This window comes from Pseudomonas sp. HR1, from assembly GCF_030175875.1.
Taxonomy (GTDB): Bacteria; Pseudomonadota; Gammaproteobacteria; order Pseudomonadales; family Pseudomonadaceae; genus Chryseomonas; species Chryseomonas oryzihabitans.
This window is the reverse complement of the sequence record NZ_JASNRF010000003.1, coordinates 386,100-409,726: the sequence shown is the minus strand read 5'-3', so window position 1 is coordinate 409,726 and position 23,627 is coordinate 386,100. Positions and strand designations below refer to the sequence as shown.

General features: G+C 67.1%; 23 protein-coding genes. 13 read left to right on the top strand and 10 right to left on the bottom strand.

The window, feature by feature from the left end:
- Positions 1-34: 34 nt before the first annotated feature.
- Entirely contained in the window at positions 35-1,078 is a 1,044-nt protein-coding gene (recA, locus tag QKY98_RS13290; RefSeq protein ID WP_007159381.1) for a recombinase RecA, read from the bottom strand.
- Between the two features lie 86 nt (positions 1,079-1,164).
- Positions 1,165-1,665 (bottom strand): CinA family protein, encoded by a 501-nt coding sequence (locus QKY98_RS13285; RefSeq protein WP_027597052.1) that lies wholly within the window; start codon positions 1,663-1,665, stop codon positions 1,165-1,167.
- 163 nt (positions 1,666-1,828) lie between these two features.
- On the opposite strand from QKY98_RS13285, the gene QKY98_RS13280 reads away from it, so the two are divergent.
- The 9 genes from QKY98_RS13280 (at position 1,829) to fdxA (ending at position 12,282) form a co-directional block, all read left to right on the top strand.
- Positions 1,829-2,866, top strand: a complete 1,038-nt coding sequence (locus tag QKY98_RS13280; protein WP_074583774.1) for a LacI family DNA-binding transcriptional regulator — start codon at positions 1,829-1,831, stop codon at positions 2,864-2,866.
- A gap of 57 nt (positions 2,867-2,923) precedes the next feature.
- Positions 2,924-3,706 (top strand): sugar phosphate isomerase/epimerase family protein, encoded by a 783-nt coding sequence (locus QKY98_RS13275; RefSeq protein ID WP_284671036.1) that lies wholly within the window; start codon positions 2,924-2,926, stop codon positions 3,704-3,706.
- Positions 3,699-4,628 (top strand): sugar kinase, encoded by a 930-nt coding sequence (locus tag QKY98_RS13270; protein WP_027597055.1) that lies wholly within the window; start codon positions 3,699-3,701, stop codon positions 4,626-4,628. The genes QKY98_RS13275 and QKY98_RS13270 overlap by 8 nt, the downstream gene beginning before the upstream one ends.
- A 37-nt stretch (positions 4,629-4,665) precedes the next feature.
- Complete coding sequence (locus QKY98_RS13265; RefSeq protein WP_074583776.1) at positions 4,666-5,949, top strand: MFS transporter; 1,284 nt, start codon at positions 4,666-4,668, stop codon at positions 5,947-5,949.
- A 14-nt stretch (positions 5,950-5,963) separates the two neighbouring features.
- Entirely contained in the window at positions 5,964-6,947 is a 984-nt protein-coding gene (locus tag QKY98_RS13260) for a 2-hydroxyacid dehydrogenase (RefSeq protein WP_027597057.1), read from the top strand.
- Positions 6,948-7,000: 53 nt separating this feature from the next.
- Positions 7,001-7,207 carry a hypothetical protein gene (locus QKY98_RS13255; protein WP_007159388.1) on the top strand — a complete coding sequence of 69 codons (207 nt, stop codon included), beginning with the start codon at positions 7,001-7,003 and terminating at the stop codon, positions 7,205-7,207.
- A 64-nt stretch (positions 7,208-7,271) separates the two neighbouring features.
- The gene (locus tag QKY98_RS13250) at positions 7,272-9,221 is read left to right on the top strand and encodes an ATP-binding protein (RefSeq protein ID WP_284671035.1); all 1,950 of its coding nucleotides are present in this window, start codon (positions 7,272-7,274) and stop codon (positions 9,219-9,221) included.
- 92 nt (positions 9,222-9,313) lie between these two features.
- A complete protein-coding gene (mutS, locus tag QKY98_RS13245) occupies positions 9,314-11,890 on the top strand; it encodes a DNA mismatch repair protein MutS (RefSeq protein WP_284671034.1) in 2,577 nt (858 codons plus the stop codon).
- 68 nt (positions 11,891-11,958) lie between these two features.
- Positions 11,959-12,282 (top strand): ferredoxin FdxA, encoded by a 324-nt coding sequence (fdxA, locus tag QKY98_RS13240; protein WP_007159459.1) that lies wholly within the window; start codon positions 11,959-11,961, stop codon positions 12,280-12,282.
- Between the two features lie 407 nt (positions 12,283-12,689).
- Here the strand turns inward: fdxA and rpoS are convergent, their stop codons facing one another.
- The 8 genes from rpoS to QKY98_RS13200 all read right to left on the bottom strand — a co-directional run bounded on the left by rpoS (position 12,690) and on the right by QKY98_RS13200 (position 19,835).
- Positions 12,690-13,682, bottom strand: a complete 993-nt coding sequence (gene rpoS, locus QKY98_RS13235) for an RNA polymerase sigma factor RpoS (protein WP_007159460.1) — start codon at positions 13,680-13,682, stop codon at positions 12,690-12,692.
- A gap of 110 nt (positions 13,683-13,792) precedes the next feature.
- Positions 13,793-14,638: a peptidoglycan DD-metalloendopeptidase family protein gene (locus tag QKY98_RS13230; RefSeq protein WP_007159461.1), complete on the bottom strand. Its 846-nt coding sequence runs from the start codon at positions 14,636-14,638 to the stop codon at positions 13,793-13,795.
- 176 nt (positions 14,639-14,814) lie between these two features.
- The gene (locus QKY98_RS13225) at positions 14,815-15,453 is read right to left on the bottom strand and encodes a protein-L-isoaspartate(D-aspartate) O-methyltransferase (RefSeq protein WP_007159462.1); all 639 of its coding nucleotides are present in this window, start codon (positions 15,451-15,453) and stop codon (positions 14,815-14,817) included.
- 38 nt (positions 15,454-15,491) lie between these two features.
- Positions 15,492-16,247: a 5'/3'-nucleotidase SurE gene (gene surE / locus QKY98_RS13220; RefSeq protein ID WP_284671033.1), complete on the bottom strand. Its 756-nt coding sequence runs from the start codon at positions 16,245-16,247 to the stop codon at positions 15,492-15,494.
- Complete coding sequence (truD, locus tag QKY98_RS13215; protein ID WP_077171872.1) at positions 16,235-17,293, bottom strand: tRNA pseudouridine(13) synthase TruD; 1,059 nt, start codon at positions 17,291-17,293, stop codon at positions 16,235-16,237. Before truD ends, surE begins: the two co-directional genes overlap by 13 nt.
- Positions 17,290-17,763 (bottom strand): 2-C-methyl-D-erythritol 2,4-cyclodiphosphate synthase, encoded by a 474-nt coding sequence (gene ispF, locus QKY98_RS13210; protein ID WP_027597063.1) that lies wholly within the window; start codon positions 17,761-17,763, stop codon positions 17,290-17,292. Before ispF ends, truD begins: the two co-directional genes overlap by 4 nt.
- Positions 17,764-17,829: 66 nt before the next feature.
- Positions 17,830-18,684 carry an S-formylglutathione hydrolase gene (fghA, locus tag QKY98_RS13205; protein ID WP_284671032.1) on the bottom strand — a complete coding sequence of 285 codons (855 nt, stop codon included), beginning with the start codon at positions 18,682-18,684 and terminating at the stop codon, positions 17,830-17,832.
- A 38-nt stretch (positions 18,685-18,722) separates the two neighbouring features.
- Positions 18,723-19,835, bottom strand: coding sequence for an S-(hydroxymethyl)glutathione dehydrogenase/class III alcohol dehydrogenase (locus tag QKY98_RS13200; RefSeq protein WP_074583781.1), 1,113 nt, complete (start codon positions 19,833-19,835; stop codon positions 18,723-18,725).
- Positions 19,836-19,936: 101 nt separating this feature from the next.
- Here QKY98_RS13200 and QKY98_RS13195 point away from each other — a divergent pair, with 101 nt between their 5' ends.
- From QKY98_RS13195 to yedF, 4 genes are all read left to right on the top strand, one after another.
- Positions 19,937-20,842 carry a LysR substrate-binding domain-containing protein gene (locus tag QKY98_RS13195; protein ID WP_284671185.1) on the top strand — a complete coding sequence of 302 codons (906 nt, stop codon included), beginning with the start codon at positions 19,937-19,939 and terminating at the stop codon, positions 20,840-20,842.
- Between the two features lie 106 nt (positions 20,843-20,948).
- Entirely contained in the window at positions 20,949-22,115 is a 1,167-nt protein-coding gene (locus QKY98_RS13190) for a baeRF3 domain-containing protein (protein WP_284671031.1), read from the top strand.
- A gap of 71 nt (positions 22,116-22,186) precedes the next feature.
- Positions 22,187-23,413: a selenium metabolism membrane protein YedE/FdhT gene (gene yedE, locus QKY98_RS13185; protein WP_284671030.1), complete on the top strand. Its 1,227-nt coding sequence runs from the start codon at positions 22,187-22,189 to the stop codon at positions 23,411-23,413.
- Positions 23,379-23,627, top strand: a complete 249-nt coding sequence (yedF, locus tag QKY98_RS13180; RefSeq protein ID WP_284671029.1) for a sulfurtransferase-like selenium metabolism protein YedF — start codon at positions 23,379-23,381, stop codon at positions 23,625-23,627. The genes yedE and yedF overlap by 35 nt, the downstream gene beginning before the upstream one ends.

The following is a 23,627-nucleotide window of genomic DNA, read 5'->3' as shown; positions in this document are numbered from 1 at the left end:
CGGGGCGGGGGTCGTCTAGAGCACTGGCCGGCGATCAGAAATCGACGTCAGCGTCTTCTTCAGCGGCCACTTCGGCCTTCTGATTGGTCGGCTGGCTCAGCAGCTTCTCGCGGATCGCCTTGTCCACGGCGCCCTTGATCTCGGGGTTGTCTTCCAGGAACTTGGCGGCGTTGCCCTTGCCCTGGCCGATCTTGCTGCCCTGGTAGCTGTACCAGGCGCCCGACTTCTCGATCAGACCCAGTTGCACGCCCAGATCGATGATCTCGCCGTTCAGGTAGATACCCTTGCCGTAGAGGATCTGGAACTCGGCCTGACGGAACGGCGGTGCCACCTTGTTCTTGACCACCTTGACACGGGTTTCGCTGCCGATCACCTCGTCGCCTTCCTTCACCGCGCCGATGCGGCGGATGTCGAGACGGACCGAGGAGTAGAACTTCAGGGCGTTACCGCCGGTGGTGGTCTCGGGGTTGCCGAACATCACACCGATCTTCATGCGGATCTGGTTGATGAAGATGACCAGACAGTTGGCGTTCTTGATGTTGCCGGTGATCTTGCGCAGCGCCTGGGACATCAGACGCGCCTGCAGACCCACGTGCATGTCACCCATCTCGCCTTCGATCTCGGCCTTGGGCACCAGGGCGGCCACGGAGTCGACGATGATGACGTCGACCGCGTTGGAGCGCACTAGCATGTCGGTGATTTCCAGGGCCTGTTCGCCGGTATCCGGCTGGGACACCAGCAGGTCGTCGACGTTGACGCCCAGCTTGCCGGCATAGTCCGGGTCCAGCGCGTGCTCGGCGTCGACGAAGGCGCAGGTGGCGCCCTGCTTCTGGGCCTGGGCGATGACCGACAGGGTCAGGGTGGTCTTGCCTGAGGACTCGGGACCGTAGATTTCGACGATACGGCCCTTGGGCAGACCGCCGATGCCGAGGGCGATGTCGAGACCCAGGGAGCCGGTGGAAATCGCCGGAATGGCCTGGCGATCGTGATCGCCCATGCGCATCACGGTGCCCTTGCCGAATTGCTTTTCAATCTGTCCCAAGGCCGCGGCCAGGGCACGCTTTTTGTTGTCGTCCATTAGATTCCTCTCGGAGAAAGAAGGGCCAGACGGCCGTGGATACCTGTATAAGTGAACAGTATTAAACCATAGTCGCCCCCTGGTTGCTACACCTGAGGGCCTTTTTCCTCGGTCAGAAACGCCAATAAAACCTCCAGCGCGCGGACCTGGGTCTGCTGGCGGACGGCGGCGCGATCGCCGGCAAAGACCTGCCGTTCAGTGCGCAATTTCTCGCCGTCGCGCCAGGCCAGCCAGACGGTGCCGACCGGCTTGCCCGGCACCGCGCCACCCGGCCCGGCGATCCCGCTCACCGCCACGGCGAAGCGCGCCCCGGCGCGCTGTTGCGCACCCAGCGCCATGGCCGTCACCACCTCTTCGCTGACCGCTCCGACCTGCTCGAACAGGGCCTCGGGCACGTCCAGCTGCAAGGTCTTCTGGCGGTTGGAATAGGTAACGAAGCCGGCCTCGAACCAGGCGGAGCTGCCGGCGATGCGGGTAATGGCTTCGGCGATACCGCCACCGGTGCAGGATTCGGCGGTGGTGACTTGGGCGCCGGCCGCCTGCAGGGCTTCACCGAGGCGTTGGGCCAGGCTGTCGAGGAGGTCCATCGAGAGCTTCCTGTGCAAAGAGACTTAGAAGGTGACCGCGGCAAGCGAGTGGCTGCGGCGACCACTGGTCGGCCTGCACCTTAGACCGGCTTGCCGCCGTGCGTGAGAAAAGATTTACTGAAACCGGTTTCAGGCACCCACAAAAATCTAACAGCGGTACGCCATGAACGATGTCTACCTCCCCGGTCCGCGCGCCACCCGTGCGACCATCGCCGAAGTGGCCGCCGCCGCCGGCGTGTCCAAGGCCAGCGTGTCCCGCTACATCAGCGGTGATCGCCGCCTGCTGTCCGACTCCCTCGCCGCGCGCATCGAGCAGGCCGTGATCGCCCTCGATTTCCAGCCCAACCAGATGGCCCGCGGCCTCAAGCGCGGTCGCAGTCGCCTGATCGGCATGCTGGTGGCCGACCTGCTCAACCCCTACTCCACCGCGGTCATGCATGGCGTCGAAACCGCCTGCCGCCAGCAGGGCTATTCGCTGCTGATCTGCAACACTGACCAGGACGCCCGCCAGGAGCGCCAACAACTGGCCGCGCTGCAGTCCTACAGCATCGAAGGCCTGATCGTGAACACCTTCGGCCAGCACGCCGCCGACCTGCGCCAGCTGGGCAGCCGCCTGCCGCTGGTGCTGCTGGACCGCGAACTGCCCGGCGTCGAGGCCGATCTGGTCGGCCTCGACAACCACCAGGCCATCGCCACCGGGGTCGCCCACCTGCAACGCCAGGGCTATCGCGACCTGCTGCTGGTCAGCGAACCCCTGGACGGCACCAGCTCCCGTCGCCAGCGCCTGACGGCCTTCGACACGGCACTGGCCGAACACCCTGGCTGCCGTGGTACCCATTGCGCCCAGGCTGACGATGCCCTGGCGCTGCAGACCGCCCTCGCCACCTTCCTCGCCGCTCCCGGTCCCGGTCCCAAGGCGCTGCTCACCGCCAACGGCGTGGCGACACTGGCCACCACCCTGGCGCTGCAGGCCCTGGGCGAGCCCCTGTTCGAGCGCTTCGGTCTGTTGGCCCTGGATGATCTGGATTGGTTTCCCCTGGTGGGCGGCGGTATCAGCGCCCTGGCCCAACCGACCCATGCCCTGGGCGTGGCCGCCTTCGAGCGCCTGCAGCGGCGTATCGACGGCGATCGCAGCGCTCCGGTGCAGCAGACCTTCGGCGCGGAGTTGCGTATCCGCCAGTCGACTCGCGCCAGAACCTAGGGGCACCTTTCGTCCTTTTGTGCGTCTTTCTTTGAAACCGGTTTCAGGAGAACAACAATGCCACCGGAGATCGCCATCACCACCTCGGCCTTTGGCGCCGACGGGGTCCGTGCCCAGGGTCAGGCCGCCTGGCTCGATCTGATCGCCGCCGCGGGAGCCTCCCATGTGGAGATCCGCGCCGAACTCTTTACCGAGGCCCCCGACTTCGCGGCCCTGGGCGCCGCCATCCGGGCCGCCGGCCTGGGCTGCATCTATTCCGTCCCCCTGGAGCTCTGGCCCGAAACCGACGCCGCGCTCTCGCCGCGCCTCCCCGCCGCCCTCGCCGAGGCCCGCCTGCTGGGCGCCGACACGCTCAAGGTGTCCCTCGGGCACTATCGCGCCGCAGCCGATCTGGCGGCGCTCGCCCCCCTGCTGACCGACGCGGGCCCTCAACTGCTGGTGGAAAACGACCAGACCGCCCAGGGTGGCCGGATCGAACCGCTGCGCGCCTTCATCCAGGCGGCGCGGGCAGCGCAGCTGCCGGTGGGACTGACCTTCGATGTCGGCAACTGGCGCTGGCAGGACGAAGACCCGCTGCAGGCCGCCCGCCTGCTCGGCCCGGACGTCCGTTACCTGCATTGCAAGGCGGTGCGCCGGCGTGCCGGCGGCCTGCATGCGGTGCCGCCGGAGGCCGCGGACCTGCTGGCCTGGCAGGGGCTGATGACGCACTTCCCCAGCGGCCTGCGGCGGGCCATCGAATTTCCCCTGATGGGTGCGGATCTGCTGGCCGAGACCCGTCGCCAGGTGGCGGCGTTGCGCACCCTGGATGCCCAGGTTCAGGAGGCGCGCCGGCATGGCTGACATCGACATCCTCGCCTTTGGCGAAACCATGACCATGTTCGTCGCCGAGACGCCGGGCGAGCTGGCCACGGTCGGCCAGTTCGGCAAGCGCATCGCCGGCGCCGACAACAACGTGGCCATCGGCCTGAGCCGCCTGGGCTTCAAGGTCACCTGGCTGTCGCGGGTCGGCGATGACTCCTTTGGCCGCTTCGTGCGCGCCAGCCTCGAAGCCGAGGGGCTGGACTGCCGCCGCCTCAGGATCGATCCCCGGCACCCCACCGGCTTTCAGCTCAAGTCTCGCGCCACCGATGGCAGCGATCCGGTGGTCGAGTACTTCCGCCGCGGCTCGGCGGCCAGCCACCTCAACATCGAGGAAGACTTCGACCCCAGCCTGCTCCAGGCGCGTCACCTGCATGCCACCGGTATCCCGCCAGCGCTGTCGCCCAGCGCCCGCGCCTTCAGCCGGCACCTGCTGCAGGCCATGCGCGACGCCGGCCGCAGCATCTCCTTCGATCCCAATCTGCGGCCGTCGCTGTGGGACAGCGAAGACCAGATGCGCCGTGAACTCAACGACCTCGCCGCCCTGGCCGACTGGGTGCTGCCCGGCCTGGCCGAGGGCCGCCTGCTGACCGGCTACGACACCCCGGCGGACATCGCCGCCTTCTACCTCGACCGTGGCGCCAAGGCCGTGGCCATCAAGCTCGGCCCCGAGGGCGGCTACTGGCGCACGCCCGACGCCGAGGGCGAGGTCCCCGGTGTGCCCGTGGCCGAAGTGGTCGACACCGTCGGCGCCGGCGATGGCTTCGCCACCGGCTTCGTAAGCGCCCTGCTCGACGGTCTCGACGTCGCTACCGCCGTCGCCCGTGGCAACTGGATCGGCGCCCGCGCCGTGCAGGTGGTCGGCGACATGGAAGGACTGCCCTACCGTCACGAACTACCCTGATCTACACCCCTACAAGAACAATCAAGCAGGTGACCCCATGAACGCCTCTTCTCTCGCTCCACGCCGCTGGTGGTATCTGATGCCGGTGGTCTTCATCACCTACAGCCTGGCCTATCTCGATCGAGCCAACTATGGCTTCGCGGCCGCCTCGGGCATGGCCGACGACCTGGGCATCACTCCGGCGATGTCGTCGCTGCTCGGCGCACTGTTCTTTCTCGGCTACTTCTTCTTCCAGGTGCCTGGCGCCATCTACGCCGAGAAGCGCAGCGTCAAGCGGCTGATCTTCTGGAGCCTGATCGGCTGGGGCGGCCTGGCGACCCTGACCGGCATGGTGCCCAACGTCACCCTGCTGATCGCCATCCGCTTCCTGCTCGGTGTGGTGGAAGCCGCGGTGATGCCGGCGATGCTGGTCTATCTCTGCCACTGGTTCACCAAGCGCGAGCGCTCCCGGGCCAACACCTTTCTGATCCTCGGCAATCCGGTGACCATCCTCTGGATGTCGGTGGTCTCGGGTTATCTGATCCATGCCCTGGATTGGCGCTGGATGTTCATCATCGAAGGCCTGCCGGCGGTGATCTGGGCCTTTATCTGGTGGCGGATCGCCGACGAGCGCCCCAAGGATGCCAAGTGGCTCGATCAGGCCGAGAAGGCCCGCCTGGAAGAAGCCCTGAAGGCCGAGCAGCAGGGCATGAAGCCGGTCAAGAACTACGCCGAAGCCTTCCGCTCGCCCAAGGTCATCCTGCTGTCCCTGCAGTATTTCTGCTGGAGCATCGGCGTCTACGGCTTCGTCATCTGGCTGCCCTCGATCCTGCGCAAGGGTGCCCAACTGGACATCGTCCAAGCCGGCTGGCTGTCCTCGCTGCCCTACCTCGCCGCCGTGCTGGCCATGGTCGGCGTGTCCTGGGCGTCGGATCGCCTGCAGAATCGCAAGCTGTTCGTCTGGCCGCCATTGCTGATCGCCGCCCTGGCCTTCCTCGGCTCCTTCGCCCTCGGCACCCAGCACTTCTGGTGGTCCTATGCCCTGCTGGTGGTGGCCGGTGCCTGCATGTACGCCCCCTATGGCCCCTTCTTCGCCATCGTCCCGGAAATCCTGCCCGGCAACGTCGCCGGTGGCGCCATGGCGCTGATCAACAGCATGGGTGCCCTGGGCTCCTTTGCCGGCTCCTACCTGGTGGGCTATCTCAATGGCGTGACCGGCGGTCCCGGGGCGTCCTTCGGCTTCATGGGTGGCGCCCTGCTGGTGGCCGTGGTCCTGACCCTGCTGCTGCGCCAGGAGCCGGTCGCCCGCGCCGCGGCGCTCAAGCCCGCCACCAGTCACTAGAGGAAACGCTGTCCATGAAAAAGAAGGTGATCCACTACAAGGCCCTGTCCCCGGCGCTCACCGCGCGCCTGGAAGAAGCCTTCGACCTGGAATACGTCGACGTCAAGGCGCCGGGCGGCGAAGCCCGGCTGCGCGAGCGTCTGCCCGAGGCCCAGGGCCTGCTCGGCTCCAGCTTCAAGTTGACACCCGAGTTGCTTGACCTGGCGCCAAGGCTGGAAGCCATCGCCAGCGTCTCGGTCGGCTTCGACAGCTATGACCTGCCCTATCTGCAGCGGCGCGGCATCCTGCTCTGCAACACCCCGGATGTCCTGACCGAGAGCGTGGCCGACGCCGCCTTCGCCCTGCTGCTCGCCACCGCGCGGCGCATCGTCGAGCTGGCCGACTGGGTGCGCGCCGGCCAGTGGCAAGCCAGTCTGGGCGAGGCGCACTTCGGTTGCGACGTCCATGGCAAGACCCTGGGGCTGGTGGGCATGGGCCGCATCGGCCAGGCCATCGCCCGCCGCGCCCACCTGGGTTTCGGCATGCAGGTCAACTACACCGCCCACGCCGCCAAGCCCGAGGTGGACGAGCGCTTCGGCGCGCGCTTCCTGCCGCTGCCCGAGTTGCTGGCGAGCTGCGACTTCCTCTGCGTCACCGTGCCCCTGAGCGAGGAGACCCATCACCTGCTGGGCGCCGCCGAGCTCGCGCGGCTACCGGCCCACGCCATCCTGATCAACGTCTCGCGCGGACCGGTGATCGACGAGGCCGCGTTGATCACGGCCTTGCAGGAAGGCCGCCTGCGCGGCGCCGGCCTGGATGTCTTCGATCAGGAACCCGTGGCAGCGGACTCGCCCCTGCTGCAACTGCCCAACGTGGTGCCTACGCCGCACCTGGGCTCGGCGACCCGGGAGACGCGTGAAGCCATGGCCCGCTGCGCGGTGGACAATCTGCTGGCCGCCCTGGGCGGTCAACGACCGGCGAATCTGGTGAATCCCGAGGTCTGGCAGCGGCGCGAGTGAGCCTTGGCCGTCATTTGTGGTCAGACAAGTATCATCCCCACGGAGAATGCCCCATGACCGCCTTCGACGATCCCCAAGCCTTCGTCAACCGCGTGCGCGAGCAGGCCGCCGATGCCGAGCGCAGCGGCGACATCCCGCGCCTGCTGCAGCTGGTCAACGAACTGGCCACCGCCTTCGAGCGTCAAGCCCGCAGCACGGCGGCGGACAATGCCGAGGTGGCACGTGCCGTCGAGGAATTCGAGCGGCACGAGGGCACCTGATCGGCCTGCCGCTCGTGCAGCCTTTCGCTACCGTGACGGACCCGCGTCCCGAGGTCTAGCGCCAGTGCCCATCGCCCCTTACATCCTGCTCGGCCGGCTGCTCAAGCTGGCCCCGCGGGACGCCCCTGCCCCCTTGCGCTATCTGGGCGCGGCCCTGCTCATCGCCGTCGCGGCCGGCATTCGTCTGAGCCTGGGGATCGACAGCCTGCCCTATCTGCTGTTTATTCCCTTCATCATGGCCGGGGCCTTCTGGTTCGGCCTCGGTCCCGGGATCTTCGCCACCCTGCTGTCGGTACTGCTGGCCGAGACCCTCTTCGTCAAGGCCCCGGCCTATTTCGCGTTGTTCTCCGAACGCTGGGTGTCCCATGCGCTGTTCGTGCTGGTCAACGTCATCATGGCCATGGTCTGCGCGGCCCAGCGCCGCAGCCTGGAGTCCCTCCATCGCTTCGCCGGCAATCTCGGCGAAGAAGTGGCCCTGCGCACCCGGCAGCGGGACCTGATCTGGCAGGCCAGCCCCGACCTGCTCTGCACGGCCACCCTCGAAGGCCAGCTGCTGGACCTCAATCCGGCCTGGACCAGCACCCTGGGCTGGAGCGCAGAGCAACTGCGCCACGAACCCTTCATGGCCTTCGTCCACGTCGAGGATCGCGCCCGCACCGAGGCGGCGCTGGAACGCCTGACGCTTGGCGAACCCGTGTTCGGCTTCGAGAATCGCTATCGGCATCGCGAAGGCGGCTATCGCTGGCTGTCGTGGAATTCGGTCTTGCAGGATGGCCTCATCTATTCCGCGGTACGCGAGGTGACGGCCATCCGCGAGCAGCAGGAAGCCCTGCGCCAGACCGAGGAACAGTTGCGCCAGAGTCAGAAGATGGAGGCCGTGGGCCAGCTGACCGGCGGCATCGCCCATGACTTCAACAACCTGCTGACCGGCGTGATCGGCAGTCTCGACATGCTCAGCCTGAGACTCGCCCAGGGCCGCTACACCGATCTCGAACGCTATGCCACGGGCGCCAAGGGCGCCGCCGAACGCGCCGCGGCCCTGACTCACCGCCTGCTCGCCTTTTCCCGCCGCCAGGCGCTGGACCCCACCGCCACCCAGACCAACGCCCTGGTGCTGGGCATGGAAGAACTCATCCGCCGCTCGGTCGGTCCCCAGGTCGAGATCCACATCGAACTGGCCGAGGCGTTGAATCCCACCCTGTGCGATCCCCACCAGCTGGAGAACGCCCTGCTCAACCTGTGCATCAACGCCCGGGATGCCATGCCCGAGGGTGGGACGCTGCGCATCGTCACCGCCAATCGTCGGCTCAACGACGCCCAGGCTGCCGCCCTGGAATTGCCGCCTGGCGACTATGTGACCCTGGCGGTGCTCGATACCGGGACCGGCATGCCGCCCGAGGTCCTGGCGCGCGCCTTCGATCCCTTCTTCACCACCAAGCCGGTGGGCATGGGCACCGGCCTCGGTCTGTCGATGATCTATGGCTTCGCCAAGCAGTCCGGCGGCGTCGCCCATATCGTCTCGGCACCCGAGCGGGGCACCACCGTCACCCTCTATCTGCCGCGCCTGGTGGACGCCCCGCCGCCGTCGGTCGAGACGCTGCGCCCCTCGCCGTTGCGCTATCCCGCTGGCATGACGGTGCTGGTGGTGGACGACGAACCCCTGGTGCGGACGCTCGTGGACGAGGCCCTGCGCGAACACCGCATCCGCACCCTGGAGGCGACCGATGCCGCCACCGCCCTGCAGGTGCTGGAATCGGACACGCCGCTGGATTTGCTGATCGCCGATGTCGGCCTGCCGGGCGGGCTGAGTGGCTGCCAGCTCGCCGCCCTGGCCCGTGAACGCCGCCCCGGCCTGATGACCCTGCTGATCACCGGCTACGCCGAGGCGGACCTGCCCGGTCAGCCCCTGCCGGTCCCCGGCGTCGAGGTGCTGGCCAAGCCCTTCACCCTGGAAAGGCTCATGACCCAGATCGATCTGCTGCTGGCCGCCCGCGAACAACGACCGCAGGCCTGATGCCGCTGCCCTGAGCCGAGCGGGGCCGACAAATGCCGCCAGTTGATGGACAATACGCGGCTATCCACAGGCAACCGGATCGAAACACCCGCATGAGCGATCTCTCCGCGCACACGCCCATGATGCAGCAGTACCTCAAGATCAAGCATCAGCATCCCGAACAGCTGCTGTTCTATCGCATGGGCGATTTCTACGAGCTGTTCTATGACGACGCCCGGCGTGCCGCCAAGTTGCTCGACATCACCCTGACCGCCCGTGGCGCCTCGGCCGGCAAGTCCATTCCCATGGCCGGCATCCCCTTCCATTCCGCCGAAGGCTACCTGGCCAAGCTGGTCAAGCTCGGCGAATCCGTGGTGATCTGCGAGCAGATCGGCGACCCGGCCACCAGCAAGGGCCCGGTGGAACGCCGGGTGGTGCGCATCATCACCCCGGGTACGGTCAGCGACGAGGCGCTGCTCGACGAGCGCCGCGACAACCTGCTGACCGCCGTGCTGGGCGACGAACGCCTGTTCGGCCTGGCCGTGCTGGACATCGCCAGCGGTCGCTTCACCGTCCAGGAACTGGCCGGCTGGGAAACCCTGCTGGCGGAGCTGGATCGCCTCAATCCCGCCGAGCTGCTGATCCCCGACGACTGGCCCGCCGGCCTGCCCGCCGAGAAGCGCCGCGGCGTACGTCGCCGGGCGCCCTGGGATTTCGACTGCGATTCGGCGCTCAAGAGCCTCTGCCAGCAATTCGGCACCGGTGACCTCAAGGGCTTCGGTTGCGACAAGCTGGGCCTGGCCCTCGGCGCCGCCGGCTGCCTGCTGGCCTATGCCAAGGAAACCCAGCGCACCGCCCTGCCGCACCTGCGCAGCCTCCGCCACGAGCGCCTGGACGACACCGTCATCCTCGACGGCGCCAGCCGCCGCAACCTGGAACTGGACGTCAACCTGGCCGGCGGTCGCGACAACACCCTGCAATCGGTGGTGGACCGCTGCCAGACCGCCATGGGCAGTCGCCTGCTGACCCGCTGGCTGAATCGCCCGTTGCGCAATCGCGCCATCATCGAAGCCCGCCAGGACGCCATCACCTGCCTGCTGGAAGGCTATCGCTTCGAGTCGCTGCAACCGCAGCTCAAGGACATCGGCGACCTGGAACGCATCCTCGCCCGCATCGGCCTGCGCAACGCCCGTCCGCGGGATCTCGCCCGCCTGCGCGATGCCCTGGCCGCGTTGCCAATGCTGCAGGAGGGGCTGACGCAGATGATCGCCCCGCACCTGCTCGACCTGGCCCGGAGCATCCAGACCTATCCGGAGCTGGCCGCCACCCTGGCCCGCGCCATCATCGACAATCCGCCCGCGGTGATCCGCGATGGCGGCGTCATCAAGCGCGGCTACGACAGCGAGCTGGACGAGTTGCAGACCCTGAGCGAGAACGCCGGCCAGTTCCTCATGGACCTGGAGGCCCGGGAAAAGGCCCGCACCGGCCTGCAGGGCCTCAAGGTCGGCTACAACCGCGTCCACGGCTACTTCATCGAGATCCCCAGCCGCCAGGCCGAATCGGCCCCGGCCGACTACATCCGCCGCCAGACCCTCAAGGGCGCCGAGCGCTTCATCACCCCCGAGCTCAAGGCCTTCGAAGACAAGGCGCTGTCGGCCCAGAGTCGCGCCCTGGCGCGGGAAAAGGCGCTCTACGAAGCCCTGCTCGACGAGCTCATCGGCCACCTGGCGCCGTTGCAGGACAGCGCCGCCGCCCTGGCCGAACTGGACGTCCTGGCCAACTTCGCCGAGCGGGCCCTCAACCTGGACCTGAACAAGCCGCGCTTCGTCGAGGAGCCCTGCCTGAAGATCGGCCAGGGGCGCCACCCGGTGGTGGAACAGGTGCTGGAAACGCCCTTCGTCGCCAACGACGTCACCCTCGACAACGACACCCGCATGCTGGTGATCACCGGTCCGAACATGGGCGGCAAGTCCACCTACATGCGCCAGACCGCGCTGATCGTGCTCCTGGCCCATGTCGGCAGCTTCGTCCCGGCGGCCAGTTGCGAGCTGTCGCTGGTGGATCGCATCTTCACCCGCATCGGTTCCAGCGACGACCTGGCCGGCGGCCGTTCCACCTTCATGGTGGAGATGAGCGAGACCGCCAACATCCTGCACAACGCCAGCGAACACAGCCTGGTGCTGATGGACGAGGTCGGTCGCGGCACCAGCACCTTCGACGGCCTGTCGCTGGCCTGGGCCGCCGCCGAGCAACTGGCGCGACTGCGCGCCTGGACGCTGTTCGCCACCCACTACTTCGAGCTGACCGTGCTGCCGGACGGCCAGCCGAGCGTGGCCAACGTTCACCTCAACGCCACCGAGCACAATGACCGCATCGTCTTCCTGCACCATGTGCTGCCCGGCCCGGCCAGCCAGAGCTACGGCCTGGCCGTGGCGCAGCTGGCCGGAGTACCGGAAGACGTCATCCTGCGCGCGCGCGAGCATCTCGCCCGCCTGGAAGCGGCCAGTTTCAACGGTGAGGTGGGTACGCCGCTGCCGGTGAGCGCGCCAGCCAAGGATCGTCCGCTACAGGCCGATCTGTTCGCCAGCGCCGTCCATCCTCTCATCGAGGAACTGGAACGCCTGCAGCCTGACGACATCACACCCAGGCGGGCCCTGGAGCTTATCTACGAATGGAAAAAGCGTATCTGAGTTAACGGATACGAGGGTTCCGGCAATGCTGCTAGAATCCGCCGCCTTAGCCTGAGGAGAACGAGCAGATGACCTTCGTCGTCACTGACAACTGCATCAAATGCAAATATACCGACTGCGTGGAAGTCTGCCCGGTGGACTGCTTCTACGAAGGCCCCAACTTCCTGGTGATCCACCCGGACGAGTGCATCGACTGCGCCCTGTGCGAACCCGAATGCCCGGCCCAGGCGATCTTCTCGGAAGACGAGGTGCCAGCCGGCCAGGAAGCCTTCATCGAACTCAACAGTGAACTGGCCAACATCTGGCCGAACATCACCGAGAAGAAGGACGCCCTGCCTGACGCCGCCGAGTGGGATGGCAAGCCCAACAAGCTCCCCCAGCTCGAACGCTAGGCCTTGCCTGGAATCTCCAGGCAATAAAAAAGGGGGCGGATCGCTCCGCCCCCTTCGTCCCTGTCCCTGCAATCCTGCCACCGTCCTGGTGAACCTCGTCCTGAGGTGGTCCTGATCCGCATCCTGCCGATCCGTGTCGTCCCAGACACAGCGCCGATAGTACGCTTCTCCCGCAGGCTGGCAATCTGCCATAGCGCACCTTTCGATCTCGCCTCGCGCTTCGACCGGAAACAGAAAAACGTTATGTAGCAGGCACTTGGCGTCTTCCCGCGCTGATCAAGCGATGCTTTCTGGCAGCTCCAAGCGATACAGGCTTACGCAGCCTGTAAGCCCTGGCTTACAGGAACACGCAGAAAAAAGCCCGGAAAAATCCGGGCTCCGTTTGGCTGACATTCAGCTAGGCGCGATCAGAACAGCGAATCACTGGACAGGCCGTTGCGTTCGAAGATTTCCCGCAACCGCTTGAGCGCCTCGACCTGGATCTGCCGGACCCGCTCGCGGGTAAGGCCTATCTCCTGCCCTACCTCTTCCAGGGTGCAGGCTTCGTGACCGCGCAGCCCGAAGCGCCGGATCACCACTTCGCGCTGCTTTTCCGGCAACTCCAGCAGCCACTGGTCGATGCTCTGGTTGAGATCCGAATCCTGCAGCAGTTCGCAGGGATCGGTGGGACGATCATCGGTCAGGGTATCGAGCAGGGTCTTGTCGGAATCGGGGCCGAGGACCATGTCCACCGAGCTGATCCGCTCGTTGAGGCCCATCACCCGCTTCACGTCCGCCACCGGCTTTTCCAGCAGGGCGGCGATTTCCTCGGGAGAAGGTTCGTGATCGAGCTTCTGGGTCAGCTCCCGCGCGGCGCGCAGGTGCAAATTGAGCTCCTTGACCACATGGATCGGCAGGCGAATGGTGCGGGTCTGATTCATGATCGCCCGCTCGATGGTCTGCCGAATCCACCAGGTGGCATAGGTGGAGAATCTGAAGCCCCGCTCGGGATCGAATTTCTCCACCGCGCGGATCAGGCCCAGGTTGCCCTCTTCGATCAGATCGAGCAGCGACAGGCCACGGTTGATGTAGCGCCGGGCGATCTTGACCACCAGACGCAGGTTGCTTTCGATCATGCGCTTGCGACCGGCGGGATCGCCGCGCTGCGCGAGACGGGCGAAATGCACCTCTTCTGCCGGTGACAGCAGTGGCGAGAAGCCGATTTCGTTGAGATAGAGCTGAGTGGCGTCGAGTGCACGGCCATAGTCGGCCAGCTTGGCACCGCGCAAGACCTGGTTGCCGCGCCCGGACAGGGCCTTGGTCATGGCGGTATCGGCGGATTCCTCACCGAAGGGATTGGAATCGAGAAGCAGGACATCGTCGCCGAGATCGTACTCGGTTTCTTGTTTGTTCTGGATCATCTTGAGTAACCCTTGCTCGTCTGTGCTTCGAGCCAGGGCGTATCGATACGTTGCCGATGCGCCATGACTCGCCCCCAAAGAGCTGCGGGATCGAGTCGGCGCCTAGCGAATCAGCGATTGGGCAAAAACTGCAAGGGATCCACCGGCTTGCCCTGACGGCGAATCTCGAAATGGAGCTTGACGCGGTCGGTCCCGGTCGAACCCATCTCGGCAATCGTCTGCCCTATCTTGACACGCTCACCTTCCCGAACCAGCAACCTACGATTGTGACCGTAGGCACTGACGTAGGTTTCGCTGTGTTTGACGATAACCAGTTCACCATAACCCCGTAGACCATTTCCCGCATAGACCACGGTGCCATCGGCGGCGGCCATCACGGGCTGACCTTCCTGGCCGGCGATGTCTATTCCCTTGTTCAGGCTGCTGCTGGCCGAGAAGCGACTGATCAACGTACCTTTCGTCGGCCAGGCCCAACCGGCGGCGGATTGGGGGACGTCACGGGTCGGCGTCTGGGCCGGTGTCACCGGCGTCGGCGGCGGTGCCGCGGGCAGATTCGGGGTCACCACCGGGGTGGCGGCGGTGGGATTGGAGGTCACGGGCGGCGGAATGGGTACCGGGGTCGCCACCGGATTGCCGGGTGCCGGCGCGGAAGCGACAGGGGTGGCCGAGCCCGTGGCCGGCCGGCGAATGATGCGACTGGAACCCGTGGCGCTGCCGCCATTGCCGAAGCGGATCACCTGGCCGACATGGATGACATAGGGCGCGGCGAGGCCGTTCTGGGCCGCCAGGGCGCGCCATTCCCAGCCGTTGCGCGAGGCGATGGAAAACAGGGTGTCTCCGCGCTTGACGCGATACTGGCCGGAGGTGACCTGGGGCACGCTGCTGCGGCCATCGCCGCGGTCGACCACCGGCGCTCGCGAGCCGTTGCTCGAACAACCCGTCAGCAGCAGGGCCACGAGCAATGTCGCCAGCCAGCCTGAACGCCCTCGTCCTGGAAATCCTTGCGCTCGGGCCTTCACCCGTTCCTCCCGCAGAGTCTGATCATCTACCGTCCGGCCATCCTGCCGGCCTCAAGCGGCCGCTGCCGTCAGGCAGCCTTGGAGCGCGGTACCGGGGTAACGTTCCCTGTCTCTCACTGGGCCAGAGGTCCGTTGAGCAGGGGCACGAAACGGACGGCGTTGAGTTCGTGGCGGACGAAGCCTTCGGCCTCGCGCACGATCAGCAGGAGCTTCTGCTCCTCGTCGACGCCTACCGGGATCACCAGGCGACCGCCAGGGGCCAGCTGGTCGAGCAGCGCCTGCGGCACTTCCCGCGCGGCGGCGGTGACGATGATGCCGTTGTAGGGTGCCAGTGCCGGCCAGCCTTCCCAGCCATCGCCCCAGCGGAACACCACGTTGCGCAGGTTGAGTTCGAGCAGACGCTCCTTGGCCCGATCCTGCAGCGACTGGATACGCTCCACGGAAAACACCCGCTCCACGGTCTGCGCCAGGATGGCGGTCTGGTAGCCGGAGCCGGTGCCGATCTCCATGACCTTGTCCAGCGGCCCGCCGGCGAGCAGCAGCTCGGTCATGCGCGCCACCATGAACGGCTGGGAGATGGTCTGGTTGTGGCCGATGGGCAACGCCGTGTCTTCGTAGGCGCGATGGGCCAGGGCCTCGTCGACGAACAGATGACGCGGCGTACGGCGGATCACCTCCAGCACCTGGGCGTTGGACAACCCCTCTTCGTAGAGGCGCTGGATGAGCCGCTCCCGGGTGCGCTGGGAGGTCATGCCGATGCCGTGTCTTTGCATATGCTCTTGCCCCTGAGTCATGCCAGCAGCTCCGTCAGCGCCGACAGGCCGGCGAAGCCCTCGCGGAAGGTGCGATCGAACTGCAGCGGCGTCACCGAGACATAGCCTTCCAGCACGGAGTGGAAGTCGGTACCCGGTCCGCCATCCACCGCATCGCCGGAAACCGAGATCCAGTAACCGGCCTTGCCGCGCGGATTGATCTCGCGCACCGGCGGCTTGGCCTGGGCCCGGTGCCCCAGGCGGGTCAGCTGCAGGCCCTTGATCTGCTCGAGCGGCAGATCCGGGATGTTGACGTTGAGCACGGTGCGCGGCGGCAGATCGAAGCGTTCGTGCAGGGCCACGATGCGGGCGGCGATCTCGGCCGCCACCGCCATGTTGTCGGCACTGCGCGACACCAGCGAGAAGGCCAGCGCCGGACGATCGAGGAACCGTCCTTCCATGGCCGCGGCCACGGTGCCGGAATAGAGGACGTCGTCGCCCAGGTTGGCACCCAGGTTGATGCCGGCCACCACCATGTCCGGCGTCTCTTCCAGCAGGCCATTGAGGCCCAGGTGAACGCAATCGGTAGGCGTGCCGTTGACGCCCAGGTAGCCATTGGGCAGGCGCTGCGGATGCAGGGGGCGGTCCAGCGTCAGGGCACTGCTCACACCGCTCATGTCATAGAGCGGCGCGACTACCTGGCACTCGTAGTCCGCACGGGCGGAGAGCGCGGCATGCAGCGCGGCGATACCGGGGGCCAGCACCCCATCGTCGTTGGCGATCAGAAGTCGCATGGATGTTCCGTCTGCCCTGCCTCGCCAAGCGTTACCAGCTCGCGAACCACTGCGGTGGCGAAACAGCCGGCCGGCAGGACGAATTCGAGTTGCAGAATGTCAGGAGCGGGATAATGCCACGTCAGGCCGCCGATGGGGAGGCGCAGGATGCGCCGTTCATGCGAGAGGCCGGCACCGGCCAGCCAGGCGGGCAGCTCTCCGGCGGCCTCTGCGACCTGCCGCTCCAGGTCTGCGGCCGGCCCCTGCACCGGCGACTCGCCGGCGCCCCACAGGGGGCCGGTGGGGTGCAGATCGAGCGCCGCCAGGCGCGGATCGGTCAGATCGGCGGCGGTGGCCGGAAAGTGGCTGCGGCTGTCGGTGAAGGCCAGCAGATCGCCCTCCTGCGCCCGCTTCCAGGAGCCATCGGCGATGCGCCCGGCCAGCACCTGATTGAACAGCCAGCTGCGCGCGGCGGACAGGGTGCGCGAGCGCCGATTGCGCTGCTCGGGCAGGCGCTGCTCGCGGGCGCACTGCTGAGCGTCCGCCAGGTTGCCGCCCTGATAGCCGAAGCGCTGCGGACCGAAATAGTTGGGCACGCCGCCGGCGACGATGGCCTGCAGCCGCGCCTCCAGCGCCACCGGATCGGCCTGGAGCCCGGTCAGCCGCAGGCGGAAGCCGTTGGCGGCATGGGCGCCGCGCTGCAGCTTGCGGCGGTGGCGACCCTGCTGGAGGATTACCAGCGTCTCGTCACAGGCGGCCGCGAGATCCGGATCGGCCTTGCCGGGCAGGTGCAGGCTGAACCACTGGCGGGTCAGGGCCTGGCGATCCTTGAGACCGGCATAGCTGATCGCCCGCTGCGGCACCCCGGCGGCGCGCGCCAGGCGGCGCACGGCTTCCTCGGTGTTGAGGCCGCGCTTCTCGACCCACAGCCAGAGGTGCTCGCCATCACCGCTGAGCGGGATGTCCAGCACCTCGTCCACCTGGAAGTCCTCGGCGCTGGCCTTGAGGATCGCCTGGCCGCAGGGCTCGCCATGGGCGCGCGGCCCGAGCAGTTGGTCTTCGGTCATAGCGGCAGCAGCAGGGCCACGGCGTGTACGGCGATGCCCTCTTCGCGCCCGACGAAACCCAGGCGTTCGGTGGTGGTGGCCTTGACGTTGACCTGACCCAGCTCGACCTGCAGATCCTCGGCAATGGCCTGGCGCATGGCTTCGATGTGCGGCGCCATCTTGGGCGCCTGGGCGGCGATGGTGCCGTCGACGTTACCGACCTGCCAGCCCTGCTCGCGGACCAGGCCAACCACATGACGCAGCAGCACCCGACTGTCGGCGCCCTTGAAGCGCGGATCGGTGTCGGGGAAATGCTTGCCGATGTCGCCCAGGGCGGCCGCGCCCAGCAGGGCATCGGCCAGGGCATGCAGCAGCACATCGCCGTCGGAGTGGGCGACCAGGCCACGGTGATGGGGAATACGGATGCCGCCGAGGGTGATGAAGTCGCCCTCGCCAAAGGCGTGAACGTCGAAACCGTGACCTATGCGCATGAAAAGAGACGCCCTTGAGACTGACAGGGCGTCGATTCTACCGGCTGGGGACAGCTCCCGTCGCCCTCAGGGGGCCGTGAGCGCCGCCGCGTGATGCCGCAGATGGTCGTCGATGAAGCTGGCGACGAAGAAATAGCTGTGGTCATACCCCGGTTGCAGACGCAGTTCCAGCGGATGGCCCACGGCTTCCGCCGCGCGCTGCAGCGCCTGGGGCTTGAGCTGTTCGGCGAGGAAGCTGTCCTGCTCGCCCTGGTCGATCAGCAGCGGCAGGCGCTCCTCGGCCTTGGCCAGCAGCGCACAGGCGTCCCACTCGGCCCAGGTGCTGCGGTCCTCGCCCAGGTAGTTGGAGAACGCCTTGTGCCCCCAGGGACAATCCAGCGGATTGACGATGGGCGAGAAGGCCGACACCGAGCGATAACGACCGGGATGCCGCAAGGCGCAGATCAGGGCACCGTGGCCGCCCATGGAGTGACCGCTGACGCCGCGACGATCCGAGACCGGGAAATTGGCCTCGATCAGCGCCGGCAATTCTTCCACCACATAGTCGTGCATGCGGTAGTGCCGGGCCCAGGGCTGCTGGGTGGCATTGACGTAGAACCCCGCCCCCAGGCCGAAATCCCAGGCTTTTTCGGGGTCGTCCGGCACCCCTTCGCCGCGCGGACTGGTGTCCGGCGCCACCAGCACCAGGCCCAGCTCGGCGGCCAGGCGCTGGGCACCGGCCTTCTGCATGAAGTTCTCGTCGGTGCAGGTCAGCCCCGACAGCCAGTAGAGCACCGGCAGGTCGCTGCGCGCCTCCGCCTGGGGCGGCAGGTAGACGGCGAAGGTCATGTCGCAGTCGAGACTGCAGGCGCGATGGCGATAGCGCTTGTGCCAGCCGCCGAAACTCTTGTTGCTGGAGAGCAGTTCGAGACTCATGGTCATCTCCCGCGCAGAGGGCGCACTGGGCGCCCTCCCGCCGATCAGTAGTGGACGACGGTGCGGATGCTCTTGCCTTCGTGCATCAGCTCGAAGGCCTCGTTGATCTGCTCCAGGCCCATGGTGTGGGTGATGAAGGTGTCCAGCGGGATCTCGCCGCTCTGCGCCTTGCGCACATAGCCGGGCAGTTCGCTGCGGCCCTTGACGCCGCCGAAGGCGCTGCCGCGCCAGACACGCCCGGTCACCAGCTGGAACGGCCGGGTACTGATTTCCTGGCCGGCCCCGGCCACGCCGATGATCACCGACTCACCCCAACCCTTGTGGCAGCACTCCAGGGCCGCACGCATCAGGTTGACGTTGCCGACGCACTCGAAGCTGTAGTCGACGCCGCCATCGGTCAGCTCGACGACGACCTCCTGGATCGGCTTCTGGTGATCCTTGGGATTGATGAAGTCGGTGGCGCCCAGTTCACGGGCGATGTCGAACTTGGACGGATTGATGTCGATGGCGATGATGCGGCTGGCCTTGGCCATCTTGGCGCCGATGATGGCGGCCAGGCCGATGCCGCCCAGGCCGAAGATGGCCACGGTGGCGCCCTCTTCCACCTTGGCGGTGTTGAGCACGGCGCCGATGCCGGTGGTCACGCCACAACCCAGCAGGCAGACCTTCTCCAGGGGCGCTTCCTGGGGGATCTTGGCCACCGAGACCTCCGGCAGCACCGTGTACTCGGAAAAGGTGGAACAGCCCATGTAGTGGTAGATCGGCTCGCCGTTGTAGGAGAAACGGGTGGTGCCGTCGGGCATCAGGCCCTTGCCCTGGGTGGCGCGTACCGAGCTGCACAGGTTGGTCTTGCCGGATTTGCAGAATTTGCACTGACCGCATTCGGCGGTGTACAGCGGGATGACGTGATCGCCCACGGCGACCGAGGTCACGCCCTCGCCCACCGCCTCGACGATGCCACCGCCCTCGTGACCGAGGATGCAGGGAAAGACCCCTTCGGAATCCTGACCCGAGAGGGTGTAGGCATCGGTGTGGCAGACACCGGTGGCGACGATGCGGATGAGCACCTCACCGGCCTTGGGCGGCTCGACGTCCACTTCGACGATCTTGAGGGGCTCGTTGGGCGCGAAGGCTACGGCGGCGCGGGACTTGATCATGGTCGACTCCAGAGGGGCGAAAAAACGAGAGGACCAGTTTAGACGCCAGAATTCCTGGAACAATCGGGCATACTGGAATTCATTTTTGCCACAGGGAAACAATCATGAGCTGGGAGGGCATCGACGAATTCGTCGCCGTGGCGAGCACCCTGCACTTCGGCCAGGCCGCCGATCGGCTCGGCACCTCGACCTCGCACGTGAGCCGGCAGGTGGCCCGACTGGAAGAACGGCTGCAGGCGCGCCTGCTCTATCGCAGCACCCGCAGCGTCGCCCTCACCGAAGCCGGCCACACCTTTCTGCAGCACTGCCGCCGGCTGCAGGAGGCACGCGACGAAGCCCTGCGCGAGGTCAGCGATCTCTCCAGCCAGCCCAAGGGGCTGATCCGCATGACCTGCGCCGTGACCTATGGCGAGCGCTTCGTCGTGCCCCTGGTCAACGACTTCCTCGCCCGTTATCCCGAGGTCAGCCTGGAACTGGACCTGACCAATCGCACCGTCGATCTCCTGCACGAAGGCTACGACCTGGCCATCCGCCTGGGGCGCCTGGCCGATTCCCGCCTGGTAGCGACCCGTCTGGCGCCGCGGGAGCTCTATCTGTGTGCCGCGCCCAGCTACCTGGAGCGCTTCGGCGCACCCCATACCCTGTCGGAACTCGGGCGCCATCGCTGCCTGGTGGGCACCAGCGATATCTGGAGCTTTCGCGAAAACGATCGCGAGGTGCTGCACCGGGTCCAGGGTTCCTGGCGCTGCAACAGCGGCCAGGCGGTACTGGACGCCGCCCTGCGTGGCTTCGGTCTGTGCCAGTTGCCGGACTACTACGTGCTGCCGCATCTGGCCCGTGGCGAGCTGCGCCCCCTGCTGGACAATCGCCAGCCGCCCAACAGCGCGGTCTGGGCCCTCTATCCGCAGCGGCGCTTTCTCTCGCCGAAGATCCGTCTGCTGGTGGAACACCTCAAACAGGGCCTGAGCACCCCGCGCCCCGGCGCTCGCCACCCATCCGGAAGCTGAGCGCAGCGGAGGAACCGGGTCTTTCGAGCGGCCTTCGAAAGGGTGTCGGTCGTCCTGACCCCGCCCCGCCGGTGGCGTCACGGCGACTCCTGCAGCCGGAGGTCCCATGAACGACACCCTCGATCATCACGCACTCGCCACCTGGATGAAGGAGGCGACCCCACCATGCCTGTCTCTCTACATGCCCACCGAGCGCACCTTTCCGCAGCGTGAGCAGAATGTCATCCGCTTCAAGAATCTGTTGCGGCAGCTGGAAGCGGATCTCGTCGAGCGCTTTCCCGAAGCCGATCACGTCGCGCTGCTGGCGCCGCTGCAGACCCTGGTGGACAACGCCGATTTCTGGCACTACCCGCGCGGCGGCCTGGCCATCCTGCGCGACCGCGATCAGATCCGGGTGCTCAAGGTACTGGATCCCCTGGAAGAGACCGCCCGGGTCAATCACCACTTCCAGTTGCAGCCGCTGCTGCGCCTGGCCCAGGCGCGGGATCGCTATCAGGTGCTGTGCCTGACCCGCAATCAGGCGCACCTGTTCGAAGGCAACCGCGACAACCTGGTGGAGGTGGAGCTGGGCGAAGGGGTGCCGCGCACCCTGGAAGACGCCCTTGGCACCGAGCTGACCGAAGGCAACCAGCGCGGCCTACCCCAGGGCTTCAGCCGGGCCGGCGAGCGTGGCGACTCCATGCAGCACAACGCCGGCGGCATCAGCAAGCATGATGAGCAGGACGCCGACCGCGAGCGCTACTTCCTGGCCCTGGACCGCGCCCTGACCCGGGTGCACAGCAACACCGCTCGCCTACCCCTGGTGCTGGCCGCGCTGCCGGAGCACCAGGCCGCCTTTCGCCGCCTGAGCCAGAATCCCCATCTGCTGCCCGAAGGCATCGCCGGTGATCCCGGTCCCCTGGACAACGACGTCCTGCGTGCCAGGGCCTGGGCGGTGATGGCGCCCCGCATGGAACAGCGACTCGACGACCTGCTGGATACCTACGCCCAGCGTCATGACCAGGGGCTGGCCTCGGATCGCCTGGAAGACATCGGCGGCGCCCTGCTGGACGCCCGGATCGACACCCTGCTGGTGGAAGCCGATCGCCATATCCCGGGCTATCTGGACCTGGAGCGGCGCCTGCTGGTCCCGGCCAAGCCGGAAGGCGCCAATGCCGACGACCTGCTGGACGAACTCAGCTTCCAGGCCCTGCAGCAAGGTGGCGAGGTGCTGGTCCTGCCGCGCGAGCGGATGCCGGGCGGCACCGGCGTGGCGGCCATCTATCGCTACTAGCCGCTGCGCTGGACCGGATTGGCGCTTGAACTAGACTTCAGCGCCAATCCGCCCCTGCCAAGGTTGTCACCATGTCTGCCCTAGCCGCCTTTCGCGAGCGCTATCTGCTGCGCTTCTGGGCGCCCCTGCCCACGCTGATCGCCCTCGGCGTCGCCTCGGCCTACTACTTCGCCCTGACCGGAACCTTCTGGGCCGTGACTGGCGAATTCACCCGCTGGGGCGGCCATGTGCTGGCCTGGTTCGGCGTCCCGGTAAGGGACTGGAGCTATTTCCGGCTGATCGGCCTGCAGGGCACGCCCCTGGATCGCATCGATGGCGTCATGATCATCGGCATGCTGCTGGGCGCCCTGGCCTGCGCCCTCTGGGCCGGCAACGTCGGCCTGCGCTGGCCCACCAGTCGCCGCCGGCTGCTCCAGGGCCTGGTCGGCGGCATCATCGCCGGCTTCGGTGCCCGCCTGGCCATGGGTTGCAACCTGGCGGCCTTCTTTACCGGCATCCCCATGTTCTCGCTGCATGCCTGGGCCTTCATGCTGGCCACGGTGGCCGGCGCCTGGCTTGGCGTGAAGCTGACCCTGCTGCCCTGGCTGCGCATTCCGCTGAAGGTCACTGCCCACGCCGCCACCCTGCCCGATGCCGGGCAACTGGCCCGGCGCGCGCGTCGCCAGGCGCGGCTGGGTCTCGCCGTGCTGGTGGTGGCGCTGCTCTTCGCCGCCTGGCGTTTCGAGGTCTCCCTGGTACTGGGTCTGGCTACGCTCTTCGGCCTGGTCTTTGGCGGCCTGATCGAGCGGGCGCAGATCTGCTTTACCAGCGCCGCCCGCGACCTCTGGACCACCGGCCGCACCCAGGCGGCGACCGGCATCCTGCTGGGCATGGCGGTGGCCTGCCTCGGCACCTTTGGCGCCATCCAGCTCGGCATGGCGCCCAAGATCTTCTGGATGGGCCCCAACGCCGTGATCGGCGGCCTGCTGTTTGGTGTTGGCATCGTCCTCGCCGGTGGCTGCGAGACCGGCTGGATGTACCGCGCGGTGGAAGGCCAGCTGCATTTCTGGGTGGTGGGCCTGGGCAACGTCATCGGCGGGACCCTGGTGGCGGTCTACTGGGACCGCCTGGGCAGCGCCCTCGCCCTGCCCTATCCCAGGATCAATCTGCTGCAGCAGGCAGGTCCTGGCAGCGGCCTGCTGCTGACCTTTGCCGGCCTGGCCCTCTGCCTGCTGCTGGTGCAACTCAACGCCCGCCGTTTCACTCGCCCCCGGAAGCCTGTCCATGACACTCGCCAAGACGCCGACGCTGTCGCTTGATCTACGGGGCGAACACTGCCCCTACAACGCCATCGCCACCCTGGAGATCTTGCAGACCCTGCAGCCCGGCGATCTCCTGGAGGTGATCACCGATTGCGCCCAGTCGATCCACGGCATTCCGGAAGATACCCGGCGCCAGGGCTACGATTGCCAGGCGGTGGAACAGCATGGCGCGCTGTTCCGCTTTCTCATCGAGGTGCCGCTGCGGGCCTGA